At 51.5% G+C, this 14,244-nt stretch carries 11 protein-coding genes; 2 read left to right on the top strand and 9 right to left on the bottom strand.

Features of this window, described 5'->3' with window-relative positions:
* The first annotated feature begins 192 nt into the window (after nucleotides 1-192).
* Entirely contained in the window at nucleotides 193-1,566 is a 1,374-nt protein-coding gene (locus tag B2Y11_RS06145) for an aminopeptidase (RefSeq protein WP_291057365.1), read from the top strand.
* 148 nt (nucleotides 1,567-1,714) lie between these two features.
* Here B2Y11_RS06145 and B2Y11_RS06140 read toward each other — a convergent pair whose 3' ends face one another.
* From B2Y11_RS06140 to B2Y11_RS06130, 3 genes are all read right to left on the bottom strand, one after another.
* Nucleotides 1,715-2,839 carry a sodium ion-translocating decarboxylase subunit beta gene (locus tag B2Y11_RS06140; RefSeq protein WP_291057363.1) on the bottom strand — a complete coding sequence of 375 codons (1,125 nt, stop codon included), beginning with the start codon at nucleotides 2,837-2,839 and terminating at the stop codon, nucleotides 1,715-1,717.
* A gap of 28 nt (nucleotides 2,840-2,867) precedes the next feature.
* On the bottom strand, nucleotides 2,868-2,996 hold the full coding sequence (locus tag B2Y11_RS06135; RefSeq protein ID WP_288269887.1) for an OadG family protein: 129 nt from the start codon (nucleotides 2,994-2,996) through the stop codon (nucleotides 2,868-2,870).
* A gap of 93 nt (nucleotides 2,997-3,089) precedes the next feature.
* Nucleotides 3,090-4,382, bottom strand: a complete 1,293-nt coding sequence (locus B2Y11_RS06130) for an SLC13 family permease (RefSeq protein WP_288269886.1) — start codon at nucleotides 4,380-4,382, stop codon at nucleotides 3,090-3,092.
* 1,283 nt (nucleotides 4,383-5,665) lie between these two features.
* Between B2Y11_RS06130 and B2Y11_RS06125 the strand changes: the two genes are divergently transcribed.
* Nucleotides 5,666-7,669: a BCCT family transporter gene (locus B2Y11_RS06125; RefSeq protein ID WP_291057360.1), complete on the top strand. Its 2,004-nt coding sequence runs from the start codon at nucleotides 5,666-5,668 to the stop codon at nucleotides 7,667-7,669.
* A gap of 461 nt (nucleotides 7,670-8,130) precedes the next feature.
* Here the strand turns inward: B2Y11_RS06125 and B2Y11_RS06120 are convergent, their stop codons facing one another.
* From B2Y11_RS06120 to B2Y11_RS06095, 6 genes are all read right to left on the bottom strand, one after another.
* Complete coding sequence (locus B2Y11_RS06120) at nucleotides 8,131-9,282, bottom strand: sodium ion-translocating decarboxylase subunit beta (protein ID WP_291057359.1); 1,152 nt, start codon at nucleotides 9,280-9,282, stop codon at nucleotides 8,131-8,133.
* Nucleotides 9,283-9,491: 209 nt separating this feature from the next.
* Entirely contained in the window at nucleotides 9,492-9,803 is a 312-nt protein-coding gene (locus B2Y11_RS06115) for a phospho-N-acetylmuramoyl-pentapeptide-transferase (protein ID WP_291057357.1), read from the bottom strand.
* A gap of 348 nt (nucleotides 9,804-10,151) precedes the next feature.
* Nucleotides 10,152-11,276, bottom strand: a complete 1,125-nt coding sequence (locus B2Y11_RS06110; protein WP_291057355.1) for a sodium ion-translocating decarboxylase subunit beta — start codon at nucleotides 11,274-11,276, stop codon at nucleotides 10,152-10,154.
* Nucleotides 11,277-11,311: 35 nt separating this feature from the next.
* Nucleotides 11,312-11,440 carry an OadG family protein gene (locus B2Y11_RS06105; RefSeq protein ID WP_288265347.1) on the bottom strand — a complete coding sequence of 43 codons (129 nt, stop codon included), beginning with the start codon at nucleotides 11,438-11,440 and terminating at the stop codon, nucleotides 11,312-11,314.
* A 105-nt stretch (nucleotides 11,441-11,545) separates the two neighbouring features.
* The gene (locus B2Y11_RS06100; protein WP_291057352.1) at nucleotides 11,546-12,844 is read right to left on the bottom strand and encodes an SLC13 family permease; all 1,299 of its coding nucleotides are present in this window, start codon (nucleotides 12,842-12,844) and stop codon (nucleotides 11,546-11,548) included.
* 853 nt (nucleotides 12,845-13,697) lie between these two features.
* Nucleotides 13,698-14,244, bottom strand: a 547-nt coding sequence (locus B2Y11_RS06095) for a sodium ion-translocating decarboxylase subunit beta (RefSeq protein WP_291057350.1), incomplete at its 5' end; no start/stop codon positions are given.

The raw sequence follows: 14,244 nt of genomic DNA, 5'->3' as shown, positions 1-14,244 counted from the left end.
ATGGGGAGACTGGCCAGAGCTATACAGAAATACTGATAAAACCGAAGCCACGGAGATAGTAATCATCGACAGTCAAATGAATTACCGAGGAAAACTTGACACTTACCAAGCCCATAATTCCCATAGCCCCACTGGAGCCTCTGTAGTATAATGATAAATGTGATAATTATTCTCTATTACAGGAGGTTTGTTATGAAAGAAACATACAGCAGAACAAAGTCCGTATGGCAGCGCATGAATCAGAAAGAGCGAAAGGCCGTTATGGATTATGGTGAAAAATACAAAGCTTTCCTTGACACCGCCCGCACCGAAAGGCTGGCTGCCGCTGAAATCATCCGTCAGGCAGAGGAAAAGGGATTCAAGCCGGTATACGACATGAAATCCCTGAAGCCGGGAGACAAGGTGTACTGGAACCAGAAGGGCAAATCCGTCATTCTGGCAGTGATTGGCAAAGAGCCGGTACATGAGGGCATCAAAATCGTAGGCTCCCACATCGACTCTCCCCGGCTGGACCTGAAGGCAAACCCGGTTCACGAACAGGAAGGGGTAGTCTACTTCCGCACCCACTACTACGGCGGCATTAAGAAATACCAGTGGCCCACCATCCCCCTGGCCCTCATCGGCGTCATTTATACAAGGGACGGAAAGAAAGTGGAAATCAATGTGGGCATGAAGGAAGGAGACCCCATTTTCTACGTATCCGACCTTCTCATCCACATGGCCCAGGACCAGATGAAGAAGACCCTGGCCGAAGGCATTACCGGCGAACAGCTGCAGGCCATTGCCTGGACCAATGCAGAAGACAAGGTAAAGCCAAAGGAAGCCTTCATGAAATGGCTGAAAGACACCTACGGCATTGAAGAAGAAGACTTTGCCACCGCCGAACTGGAATTGGTGCCTGCCACCAAGAGCCGGGACGTGGGCTTCGACCGTTCCCTCATCGCCTCCTACGGCCAGGATGACCGGGTGTGCTCCTATGCCAACCTGGAAGCCATCCTCAATGCCAAACCCGGCGTGAAAACCCAGGCTGCCCTCCTTACCGATAAAGAGGAAATCGGTTCCTACGGCAACACAGGCATGGAATCTTCCTACTTTGTGAAATTCGTCATGAAACTTCTTGCCCTCCAGGGACAGAACACCATCCTTGATTTCTATGAAACCATGGAAAACAGCGAAATGCTTTCCGCTGACGTGAACTCCTGCCTGGACCCCATGTTCCCGGAAGTATCGGAAAAGGACAATGCCTCCTTCATGGGTTACGGCATCAACCTCACCAAGTACGGCGGTGCCAGAGGCAAAGCCGGCAGCAACGATGCTAATGCTGAATTCCTGCAGAAAATCCGCACCATCTTCAACGAAGCCGGCGTATGCTGGCAGATCGGCGAACTGGGCAAGGTGGACCAGGGCGGCGGCGGCACCATCGCCTTCATGATGGCCGACTGGGGCGCTGAAGTCGTGGACTGCGGCACCGCCATGCTCTCCATGCACTCCCCCTACGACCTCCTCTCCAAAGCCGATGCCTACGAAACCTACCTGGCCTACAAGGCATTCTTTGAAAGTAAATAAAAGCAATGGAAAACGGCGCTTCGGCGCCGTTTTTTATTTATCCTTTTATAAGGAATCCCCAGGCTCAACGCCCCCGGCGGCAAATCCTCCCAAATAAAAAAGCACCCTCTTTCGAGAGTGCTTTTTATTGACAGATTTCTTACAGAAATCAGCCTCCGAACTGTGCCAACATGGTGCCTGCAGCAACTGCAGTACCGATAACGCCTGCCACGTTGGGGCCCATAGCCTGCATAAGCAGGTAGTTGGACGGGTTATCGCGGAGGCCTACCACCTGGGATACGCGGGCTGCCATTGGTACGGCAGATACGCCTGCGGAACCGATGAGGGGGTTTACCTTGTTGCCGGAAGCAATTCTCATGAGCTGGCCGAAGAGTACGCCGCCAGCGGTGCCTGCTGCGAATGCAACGAGGCCGAGGCAGATGATTTCAAGGGTCTGCACACGGATGAATTTGTCGCCGGTCATGGTGAGGCCTGTGCCGGTTGCCAGGAAAATGGTAACGATGTTGCACAGTGCATTCTTGGCAGTGTCAGACAGACGGCCGGTTACGCCGGATACTTCAAACAGGTTGCCCAGGCAGAGCATGCCCATGAGGGATGCTACCGGCGGGAGCAGCAGGGAAACGACGATGGAAACGACGATGGGGAATGCCACTCTTTCGAAATGGGTTACAGGACGAAGGTTGGTCATGCGGATCTGTCTCTGTTCCTTAGTGGTCAGGAGCTTCATAATCGGCGGCTGGATCAGGGGAACCAGGGACATATAGGAATAAGCGGCTACGGCTACGGCACCGAGGAGGTGGGGAGCCAGCTTGGAAGTGAGGTAAATAGAGGTCGGGCCGTCAGCGCCGCCGATGATGCCGATGGCAGCTGCTTCCTGGACATTGAAGCCCAGGATCATAGCGCCTGCCAGTGCTACGAATACGCCGATCTGAGCAGCAGCACCTAAGAGCATGGTCTTCGGGTTAGCAATGAGGGGGCTGAAATCGGTCATAGCGCCGACCCCCATGAAAATCAGCGGTGGGAAAATTTCATACTTAATACCAAATCCGATAGCCATCATAACGCCCATGTCCGTTTCAAAGCCGGTATTGGGGAAGTTGGCCATAATATCGCCGAAGGCGATGGGCATCAACAGAAGAGGTTCATACTCTTTTGCAATTGCCAGATAGAGCAGGACAATGCCTACCAGAATCATAATCACATTTTCAATCGTCAGGGATGCAAAGCCCGAATCTGTCCATACAGAAGCAAGGGCTCTCATAAAACCGTCCATTGAGTCTACCTCCTTTATGGTTTATAACTTATCTTTTCCTATTCTTGGTGGGATCTACGATGTGGATGAGCTGGATAACGAAAGCCAGGAACACCAGCACCGCAAATACGATGACCATATTGGTCAGGCAGATGGAGAGAGGGCTTGGAGATGCCATAGAGCGTACCGCCTTTCCGGGAGACAGCCGGTTCTTTCGCGAAACCGGCGTTTCCCTGAATCATACTCCCGAAAACCGGGATAAGAACTTGAATTACATGCCGAAGGGCCACACCACAGGAATGACCACGAGGCAGATGATGAGGGAAAGAATGCACATGGGAATGCCCACTTTTGCATAATCATTGAAGGAGAATCCCGCAGGCCCAAGGACAAGGGTGTTAGGCGGGGTCGCCATGGGGGTTGCAAAAGCACAGGACGCTGCGATGCCGAGAGCCATCAGAACCGGCTTCGGATCTGCGCCGATGGACTGGGCGATGGAAATACCGATAGGTGCCAGCAGGGCAGCGGATGCGGTATTGGACATGAACTGGGTCAGAATGTTGGAAATAAGGAAAAGGACTGCTGTCAGTACATAGGGGTTCGGGTTTTCGCCCATCATATTCACTACGGAATCAGCAATGAGCTTACCGGCCCCGGTTTTTTCCATAGCCGCAGCCACAGAGAGCATGCCGGCAAAGAGGAAAATGGTGACCCAGTCAATGCCTGCATAGGCTTCCTTTTCCTTCAGGCAGCCTGTAACGACACAGAGGATGGCGCCTGTAACCGCTGCCGTATGAAGGGGCACGGTCTTAAGATTCAATGCCATGGCAGCTACGACACCGATAAGGATGAGCCCGGAAATCCACATTTTCACCTTGCTCTTCGGTGCGTCTCCGCCGGCGCCGGCTTCTTCCTTCGCCGCTTTCAGTGCTGCCTCATCCATGGCGCCGCCGCTCTTGGCGGGAATGAAGTGACGTCCGATGAAAAGGGTGTACAGCGTAATGATTACGGAGAGCGGAATACCGATCCATGCAAATTCGAAGAATCCGAAAGCAGGCAGGCCTGCGGTGGAAAGGGCTCCGGTAACGATGACGTTTGGCGGAGTACCGATCATGGTAATGGTGCCGCCCACATTGGCTGCAATAGCCAGAGGCATCAGTTCCTTGGACGCCGGAATCTTTGCCGCCTGGCAGATACCGATGATAACCGGCATGAGGCAGGCCACCGTACCGGTATTGGAAGAAACGGCGGATAACACAATGGTAACAAGCATAATAGCTGCCATCAGGGGAATCTCATTGGTTCCCGCCTTCTTCACCACCGCCACGCCGATGGCTTCGGCAAGGCCTGTCTTAAACATAGCGGCGCCGATGACGAACATGCCGCCGAAAAGTACTACCGTAGAATTGGATAAGCCGGCATACACCGCCTTAGAGGGAAGAACTCCCAGAATGCCAAGAGCCGTACAGGCTGCCATGGCTGTCACTGCCAGCGGAATCAGCTCCGTAATAAAGAGGAATGCTGCCACTGCCAGTACGCTTAAAGTTATAATGGCTGGATCCATCAGTTCACCTTCCTGTTTCATATTGATGTAAAAAAACCAAAGGGTGCCATCTCCGATTCCTTACCCTGTTTCTGCGGACATAAAATGATTTCCAGGGAAGTACCGATTCCATGACTTACTTTTTATTTCTGAAATCTTTCACTGCAGAAAACGGGGCTTCTGGCAGCCGCCGCTTTGCCCCATGACCGGGCAGTGCATAAAAGTTCCTGTCAAAGCAGACGTTGGAAACGAATCGGCCCTTCCGTAAATAATAAATAATGGCATGAAGCGAAACCATATTCATCCGGTCCCGTTTCTGAAAGACTGATACATCCATTTCTCTTCACATTCCGGCAATCTCTAAAGAAAGTGCTGATTTAATCATTGTTTGCTCTTACTCTTATAAAAGCAGACTCCATGAATCAATCAGTGCTTCCCAAATACCTGAACCCTCCGATGCCTGAAGGAATCACCCTTCCTCTTCTCCCCTCCTTTCGCTGCCTCGGGAAAGACTGTTTATCACAGGCCCTCAGCCTGTATCCATGGAAGCTGATTCATTCCTTTCTCCCGGCGTCTTTGATATATACAGCAGGAAAACGACCGGCCCCGGAACTCTCTTAAGAAATCCGGGGAACCAGGAGTGCGTCATTTTTACAAAGCAGCCCCTGGCAATGAATCTGCGCTTCCGCAGCACCTAATGCCAATATACAGGAATTTTAGCTGATTTTCAAATAAATATAGCATTATATGTGTTTTTCTGCAGTTATCTAATTGGATATTCGATTATCTTATATTATCTCTTGAAATCTAATTTTATCTGAATTTTGCGTCCCATTTTACATAGATTACAATTTATTTATTCTCCATTTTTCATAGTAAAATCCCTATCATTCACCCCAAAATCCCATCCGGAAGGTTATGCTTATTTTTATGAATATACACTTATAAAACGGTTAAAATCTATGAATTCAGTCTCCTTCAGCCGTCCCGCCAGCGCTTGCTATCAATTTTTTCTATATTGAACCGTCAGTTCAATTTATATGCTCTGTGCTTATTCTTTCTGCAAAAGATAGGCATTTTCATCTTTGACGCCTCCTATGGCATGGTGGTATTCTATTTTTAAAGAAAATGGCAGGAATGCCTGGGATGTATGATATGCTTCTTCCGCATTTTGTGCAGAAAGCAGGAAGCCATGAAACCTGTCCCATGACCGGGCAGTGTATCATATTTCCTATAAAAAAATACTCAATGAATGAATCAGCGTCCCACTGCATTTCCCTATTTTGACAGGCAAGGAGGTTCCCATGAAATTAAAAATCCCATCCACCTTTGACAAGGGCATTACCATTCCCGGATTATCAATTATCTTCTTTATTGCCTTTTGCTGTATGCTGGTTCCCGGCATTTCCGGCCACTACCTGAACATAGCGCGGCAATGGATTACCGGCACCTGGGGCTGGGCATTCATTTTCGGCGCTTCCCTGTTCATTCTGTTTCTCCTTCTTCTCTGCCTGAGCCGTCTGGGAGATATTCGTCTAGGCGATGAAGACGAAGAGCCGGAATATCCCTTCCTATCCTGGGTTTCCATGCTTTTTGCTGCCGGCATGGGCATCGGCCTTTTGTATTTCGGCGTGGCAGAACCCATTTCCCACTACGCCCTGCCCCTCAGGGAAGGCCTTTCAGCAGGCGAACAGGCCAAAACAGCCATGCTGAACACCTTCTTCCACTGGGGCATCCATGCCTGGGCCATTTACGGCACCATGGGACTGGCCCTTGCCTATTTCGGTTTCCGCTACCATCTGCCCCTCACCATCCGAAGTGCCTTCTATCCCCTCCTTAAGGAAAACATGAATGGCACCGCCAGCCACCTCATCGATATCATCGCCCTGTGCTGCACCATTTTCGGTATTACCACCACCCTGGGCTACGGCGCCATGCAGCTGGGCGCCGGTTTGAAGCACGTAGGTCTTTTAGGGCAGTTGACCCAGCCCGCTCTGGCTGTCATCATCCTGGCAGCCACCTCCTGCTCCATCGTCTCCGCCATCTCCGGTGTAGGTAAGGGGGTTCGCCGGCTGAGTGAAGCCAATCTGGCCCTGGCGGGACTTCTTCTCCTCTTCATCCTTCTGGCCGGCCCCACCACCCGCATAATGAGGGATTTCACAGAAAATGTGGGCGCCTACATCCATAACCTGGTTCCCATGAGCTTCCGTACCTTTGCCTATGACCCGGAAAATGAAGGCTGGTTTACAGACTGGACCGTCATGTACTGGGCATGGTGGATTTCCTGGGCCCCCTTCGTGGGTATGTTTATTGCCAAAATATCGAAAGGCCGGACTATCCGCGAATTTATTCTGGGCGTTCTTTTCGTCCCCACCCTTTTCAATCTTTTATGGATGACCATTTTCGGAAATTCCGCCATCCTGCTGGATCAGGAAAATGCCGGCGCCCTCTCTACCCTGGCCGGCCAGACGGAAGCCCTCCTCTTCGCCTTCCTCTCCCTGGAACCCCTTGGCCAGTTCACCTCCGCCATTTCCGTACTGATGATATTTATATTCTTTGTCACCTCCGCCGACTCCGGCATTTTCGTCATCAATACCATCGCCTCCCACGGAGAACACACCTTTCCCCGCTGGCAGAGCATTTTCTGGGGATACCTCATGTCCCTTCTGGCCATCGGACTTCTGTACTCCGGCGGACTCAGCGCCCTTCAGTCCATGACCATGATTACCGCCCTCCCCTTCCTCTTCATCATGCTCCTCCTCTGCTTCTGCCTGTGGAAAGGACTGATGGCTGACGAAGACTACTTCAGCCGCAACATGTCCGTCTACACCTCCTACTGGACCGGCAGCGCCTGGAAACAGCGCCTTTCCATCATGTCCTCAGAGCCCGATCTTGCCGGCACCCTGGATTTCATGAAGAACACCGCCCTTCCCGCCCTGGAAGAGCTGAAAGCGGAAATGGAACGCCACGGCATTCACCCTTCCATTGAAGAAAAGACAGTGCAGGGCCTCCCCCGGTATGAATTCACCATCCGCCAGAGCGGCCTCCATGACTTCACCTACGGCATTATGTGCGAAATCCGTGAAGCCTCTGACACTGCCATCAAAAATAAGGCCATGCCCTTCGTGAAGAAGCATAAAATCTACATTCCTGCCAGCTGCTTTGAAGACGGCCGCACCGGCTACTCCCTGCGCCTCATGAAAAAGGAAGAGCTGATCGTGGATATTCTCCGTCAGTACGACCGCTTCACAAGGCTGGCATCGGACAAAAACCACAAACTCTTCATCTTCGAATTTGATGAATCATAACCAATAAACGCCAAGAAAGGGGCTGTGAAAAAATGATTTACATTTTTTCACAGCCCCTTTTTGAAGTCAGCGTTACGGGAATGCCTTTTGTGTCACCACGGGTACATGACGTAGTACAAAAGCCCTTCTTCCTTTGGAAGAAGGTGTCGCCGCAGGCGACGGATGATAGCGGATTTTCGTAGAAAATCCGAGGCCCCGCAGGAGCCTAATGACACATAAAGCTGCGCGTCGTATATTCGGTGTTCCTCAGCCCCTTTTATCAAAGGCCCGCCGCTTCCTGCCATCAGGCAGGAAGCGGGGCAGCCAAGCTTCATTATCCTGCTGACCCCTATTTCTACTTCCCGAATGTCCGGTTCAAAAGGTATGTAAGCCCTGCGAACACAGCCATCACCACGAAAAGAAGGGGGTAGGCGATAACCATTAAAGCCGCCGATGATTCTACACTTGTCATGATTTCCTCCTTATCCTAATACCGGAATCAAAGCCAGCACCAGACCGCCTGCCACTACCGACGCCACCTGGCCTGCCACGTTAACCCCCATGGCATGCTGGATAATATAATTGGAAGGATCTTCCTTCAGTGCCATCTTCGCAATCACCCGGCCCGACATGGGGAAGGCGGAAATGCCGCAGGCACCGATCATGGGGTTGATTTTCTTTTTCAGGAAAAGATTGGCCAGCTTCGCAAAAAGCACGCCGCCTACGGTGTCGAATACAAAGGCCACCGCCCCCAGCGCCAGGATTTTCAGTACATCCATGGTAAGGATATTTTCCGCCGTCATGGTTGCTCCTACAGTAATGCCAAGAAGAAGGGTGACCAGATTGGCCAGCTCATTCTGCGCCGCATTGGACAGGGAATCCGTCACCCCCGACACCTTGAGCAGGTTGCCAAACATGAGGGCGCCGATGAGGGGCACGGAAATGGGCGCCAGAATGCCTGCAATAAGAACCACCATCAGGGGGAACAGGAAACGGGCTGTCCAGGAAACAGGCTTCTCCGCCTTGAAGGGCATGCGGATCATGCGCTCCTTCTTCGTGGTCAGCAGCCTTACAATGGGCGGCTGGATAATGGGCACCAGGGACATGTAGCAGAAAGCCGTCACCGTCAGCGGTGCCAGGAGATTCGTGGCAAACTTCTGGGCCACGAAAATGGTGGTGGGACCGTCAGCAGCGCCGATGATACCGATGGATGCGGCCTCATTGAACGGGAATCCCGCAAAAGACGCCAGAAGAGCCGCAGCAAAAATGCCGAAATGGGCGGCTGCCGCAAAGAGCATCACATAGGGAGCGCGGATGAGAGGATCAAATTCGCACATAGCCCCCACCGCAATAAAAATAAGCACCGGGAAAAGCTCATTGGCAATGCCCGCCTCATAAAGCACGGACAGGAACCCCGGCTCCCCGCCCCCTGTGGGAATCACCGCAAAATGGCCGGGGATATTGGCCAGAATACAGCCCACCCCCATGGGGAAAAGAAGCATGGGCTCATAATCCTTCTTCACTCCCAAATAAATGAGGAACCCGCCGATGAGGAACATCATCCATACGGAAATATCCCCCATGCCCATAACCCCGCTGAACAACTCACTTGCAATACTTTCCCAGGCTGTCATTGAAACCTCCTAAATGAATAAAAATACAAAATGTTTTCCATGAATCCTTTTTCCTTTTCTTCCAATCCCTTGGAAAAGCAATAACCTGTAATGCATGAATTATCTTTAAAAAAAGACCTGACATTTTTCAATGCCAGGTCCTTCAATCAGGATGAATTTCCTACCCCTGTGCCATACGCAGGAAATAAAATATAAAGTTATCTTTTATATTATAGATTATAACCGAAAACAGGAAGAATGACAAATACAAGAAGTGCCCAAATCACACCGGCGCCGATAAAGATACCGGCAGTAATGGCAAAGCCCTCCTTGGAATGCGGCACCCCCAGCAGGCTGAAATTGCCGAATACACCGCGGCGCACCATAAAGCCGTTGGACTTCCGCTGGCGGAACCACTTCAGTTTATTCTCCTGTCCGATACTGTAAGCCACAATAATAGCCACAATGGACGCCACCAGCCAGTAAAGCAGGAAACGGGCTGCGCTGAAATCATGTACATCAGATAAATCAATTAGCTGCATAATTAAGACTCCTTATCAAGTGTAATAATATCAGTATTTCAAGGAGAATGCAAGGGGAAATCAAGGGGCTGCTACCGCCCCTTGATATTCCGCGCCCAAAGGGCGCTGCCTCAACCCTCACGCCAAAGGCCTGTCCAACCTGCGCCCTTTTCCGCAACCCTTTTACACAACCTGCCTGCGCCAGCAGGCCACAACCTGCGGCGAAGCCGCGCCCCCTTCCCCTTTATATTCAGCGCCCTAAGGGCGCCTCCTTCCCCTTTGGACCCTCTGCACCCGGGCGGCTTTGCCCCCCAATAAAAAAGCACCCTCTTTCGAGGATGCTTTTCATTGACAGATTTCTTACAGAAATCAGCCTCCGAACTGTGCCAGCATGGTGCCTGCAGCTACTGCAGTACCGATAACACCTGCAACGTTCGGGCCCATAGCCTGCATAAGCAGGTAGTTGGACGGGTTATCGCGGAGGCCTACCACCTGGGATACGCGGGCTGCCATTGGTACGGCAGATACGCCTGCGGAGCCGATGAGGGGGTTTACCTTGTTGCCCGATGCAATTCTCATGATCTGACCGAAGAGTACGCCGCCTGCGGTGCCTGCTGCGAATGCAACCAGGCCGAGGCAGATGATTTCAAGGGTCTGCACACGGATAAATTTGTCGCCGGTCATGGTGAGGCCTGTGCCGGTTGCCAGGAAAATGGTAACGATGTTGCACAGTGCATTCTGAGCAGTGTCAGACAGACGGCCGGTTACGCCGGATACTTCAAACAGGTTGCCCAGGCAGAGCATGCCCATGAGGGATGCTACCGGCGGGAGCAGCAGGGAAACGACGATGGAAACGACGATGGGGAATGCCACTCTTTCGAAATGGGTTACAGGACGAAGGTTGGTCATTCTGATTTTTCTCTGTTCCTTGGTGGTCAGGAGCTTCATAATCGGCGGCTGGATCAGGGGAACCAGGGACATGTAGGAGTAAGCGGCTACAGCTACGGCACCGAGGAGGTGGGGAGCCAGCTTGGAAGTGAGGTAAATAGAGGTCGGGCCGTCAGCGCCGCCGATGATGCCGATGGCAGCTGCTTCCTGGACATTGAAGCCCAGGATCATAGCGCCTGCCAGTGCTACGAATACGCCGATCTGAGCAGCAGCACCTAAGAGCATGGTCTTCGGGTTAGCGATGAGGGGGCTGAAATCGGTCATGGCGCCTACGCCCATGAAAATCAGCGGCGGGAAAATTTCATACTTAATACCAAATCCGATAGCCATCATAACGCCCATATCCGTTTCAAAGCCGGTATTGGGGAAGTTGGCCATAATATCGCCAAAGGCGATGGGCATCAGCAGAAGAGGTTCATACTCTTTTGCGATTGCCAGATAGAGCAGGACAATGCCTACCAGAATCATAATAACGTTTTCGATGGTGAGACTAGCAAAGCCGGAGTCTGTCCATACGGAAACAAGTGCTCTCATGAAGCCATCCATGTTTGTATCCTCCTAATCTAATGGTTACGTACTACTTATTTCTTCTTGTTCTTGGTCGGATCCACAACGTGAATCAGCTGAATAACGAATGCAAGAAAAACCAGAACCGCAAATACGATAACCATGTTGGTGAGACAAATGGAAAGCGGGCTCGGAGATTCCATGTATAAATCCACCTTTCTTTACATACAGTCTTTGGAAAAGGGGAAATCTGTCCCGCACAGGGCAGGGCAGAATTCCGCCATTTCGTCAATTTTCAGACCAGGATATTATCCCGGGAAGAATGGCCAGAAAATCGGGATGATGGCAACGCTTGCAACGAAGGTAATGATGCAGAGCGGTACACCGACTTTGACATAGTCATTGAAAGAGAATCCGCCAGGTCCAAGAACCAGGGTGTTTGGCGGAGTAGCCATTGGTGTTGCGAAGGCCATGGATGCTGCGATACCGATGGACATAAGTACCGGTTTCGGGTCAGCGCCGATGGACTGGGCAATGGAAATACCAATTGGTGCAAGCAGAGCTGCAGATGCAGTGTTACTCATGAACTGGGTCAGTACGTTGGAAATCAGGTACAGTACAGCGCAGAGTACGATGGGGTTCGGGTTCTCGCCCATCATGCCTACTACGGTGTCGGCAATCAGTTTGCCTGCGCCTGTCTTATCCATAGCGGTAGCCACGGAAAGCATGCCGGCGAAGAGGAAAATGGTTACCCAGTCGATACCTGCATAGGCTTCCTTTTCTTTCAGGCAGCCGGTGATGACGCAGAGAATGGCGCCGGTAACAGCAGCGGTCTGGAGAGGAACGGTCTTGAGGTTCAGAGCCATAGCAGCAACTACGCCCAGAAGAATGAGACCGGAAATCCACATCTTTGTCTTGCTCTTCGGTGCATTGTCATCGCCTGCGCCTGCTTCTTTCTTAGCAGCTTCTACGGCAGCCGCATCCATAGCGCCTGCATTCTTCACCGGAATGGTCTTACGGCCGATGGTGAGCATGTAAACCAGAACAATGACGGACAGCGGAACGCCGATTAATGCGAATTCGAAGAAGCCAAAGGACGGAAGTCCGGCTGCGGACAGAGCGCCGGTAACGATAACGTTTGGCGGAGTACCGATCATGGTGATGGTGCCGCCCACGTTAGCTGCCACTGCCAGAGGCATCAGTTCCTTGGATGCCGGAATGTGGGCAGCGTTTGCAATACCGATGATAACCGGCATGAGGCATGCTACGGTACCGGTATTGGAAGATACGGCGGACAGAGCAATGGTAACGACCATGATAGCGCCCATGAGCGGTACTTCCTTCGTACCTGCCTTGTTTACTACCCAGAGACCTACTGCTTCAGCCAGGCCTGTCTTGAACATGGCTGCGCCGATGACGAACATGCCGCCGAAAAGAACGACGGTGGAGTTGGAAAGACCTGCATATACCTGTTTGGACGGAAGTACGCCCAGGATACCGAGAGCCGTGCAGGCTGCCATTGCAGTGACTGCCAGCGGAATCAGTTCGGTAACAAACAGGAATGCAGCTACTGCCAGTACGCACAATGTGGTAATAGCTGGATCCATAAGTTCACCTTCCTTGAAATGAATCGTCCCTCCCCTACGGAGGAAAGAGACTCGTGAATCATGGATGCCGGATTTTAAAAATATGCATAAATAATAGCTGAACTGGTGAGAAAATCCGAATCATCCATTCTGCAAATCCCTAGACAACCTGCTGCCCTCCTTTCCCTACAGTCTCCGGGCAAGACTCACATAAAACAAGAAACAACACGATTCCTCGTTCATTTGTATTGTAACCGCCAGATAATCCATAATCAAATCTGCATATATATCTATATATATGCCTATGTATTTATGATTACATAGCATACAATATATGTTTCCATAGCAGGCTATCTATATGTCTCCTTCCAAAAACACCTTCCGTCCTCACCAAAAATCCCTAAAAGCAGGGATTTTTCGGATTTTCTTTTCCACCTGCTATTTTTGAAATCGTATATTTATGCACCATATACACCTTCCATTCCCCCCTCTATGGCTCCTCCACCCCCTCTTTTCCATGCCCATTTCCCTCCTAAAAAGGATTTATTTATTTTTTTATAGAGTCATATAAAAATATATTATAAGGCCGGTTCAAAGGGGCGGGGACAGAGGGTACCCGAAGGGGCGCTGCCTCAACCTTCACGCCGAAGGCTTATCCAGCCTGAGACCCCTTTTCCGCAACCCTTTTACACAACCTGCCTGCGCCAGCAGGCCACAACCTGCGGCGAAGCCGCGCACCTTTCCCCTTTATATTCAGCGCCCGAAGGGCGCCTCCTTCCCCTTTGAACCCTCTGCACCCGGTCGGCTTTGCCGCCCCAATAAAAAAAGCACCCTCTTTCGAGAGTGCTTTTTATTGACGGATTTCCTAAAGAAATCAGCCTCCGAACTGTGCCAGCATGGTGCCTGCAGCGACTGCAGTACCGATAACGCCTGCTACGTTCGGGCCCATAGCCTGCATAAGCAGGTAGTTGGACGGGTTGTCTTTCAGACCTACAACCTGGGATACACGGGCTGCCATCGGTACGGCAGATACGCCTGCGGAACCAATCAGCGGGTTTACAGTATTGCCGGATGCAATTCTCATGATCTGGCCGAAGAGTACGCCGCCTGCGGTGCCTGCTGCGAATGCAACAAGGCCGAGAACAATGATTTCAAGGGTCTGTACACGAATGAATTTGTCGCCGGTCATGGTGAGGCCTGTGCCGGTTGCCAGGAAAATGGTAACGATGTTGCACAGTGCATTCTGAGCGGTATCAGACAGACGAGCAGTTACGCCGGATACTTCAAACAGGTTGCCCAGGCAGAGCATGCCCATCAGAGATGCTACCGGCGGGAGAAGCAGGGAAACGACGATGGCAACAACGATCGGGAATGCAACCTTTTCGAAATGGGTTACAGGACGGAGGTTGGTCATCTTAATC

The sequence above is a fragment of the Dialister sp. UBA1703 genome (assembly GCA_002320515.1).
Taxonomy (GTDB): Bacteria; Bacillota; Negativicutes; order Veillonellales; family Dialisteraceae; genus Dialister.
This window is presented reverse-complemented; position numbering and strand designations above follow the sequence as displayed.

Bases quoted from the DNA above. Each gene is read 5' to 3' on its own strand.
- B2Y11_RS06145 (WP_291057365.1), top strand. From the start codon at position 193: ATGAAAGAAACATACAGCAGAACAAAGTCCGTATGGCAGCGCATGAAT.
- B2Y11_RS06140 (WP_291057363.1), bottom strand. From the start codon at position 2,839: ATGGACGGTTTTATGAGAGCCCTTGCTTCTGTATGGACAGATTCGGGC.
- B2Y11_RS06135 (WP_288269887.1), bottom strand. From the start codon at position 2,996: ATGGCATCTCCAAGCCCTCTCTCCATCTGCCTGACCAATATGGTCATC.
- B2Y11_RS06130 (WP_288269886.1), bottom strand. From the start codon at position 4,382: ATGGATCCAGCCATTATAACTTTAAGCGTACTGGCAGTGGCAGCATTC.
- B2Y11_RS06125 (WP_291057360.1), top strand. From the start codon at position 5,666: ATGAAATTAAAAATCCCATCCACCTTTGACAAGGGCATTACCATTCCC.
- B2Y11_RS06120 (WP_291057359.1), bottom strand. From the start codon at position 9,282: ATGACAGCCTGGGAAAGTATTGCAAGTGAGTTGTTCAGCGGGGTTATG.
- B2Y11_RS06115 (WP_291057357.1), bottom strand. From the start codon at position 9,803: ATGCAGCTAATTGATTTATCTGATGTACATGATTTCAGCGCAGCCCGT.
- B2Y11_RS06110 (WP_291057355.1), bottom strand. From the start codon at position 11,276: ATGGATGGCTTCATGAGAGCACTTGTTTCCGTATGGACAGACTCCGGC.
- B2Y11_RS06105 (WP_288265347.1), bottom strand. From the start codon at position 11,440: ATGGAATCTCCGAGCCCGCTTTCCATTTGTCTCACCAACATGGTTATC.
- B2Y11_RS06100 (WP_291057352.1), bottom strand. From the start codon at position 12,844: ATGGATCCAGCTATTACCACATTGTGCGTACTGGCAGTAGCTGCATTC.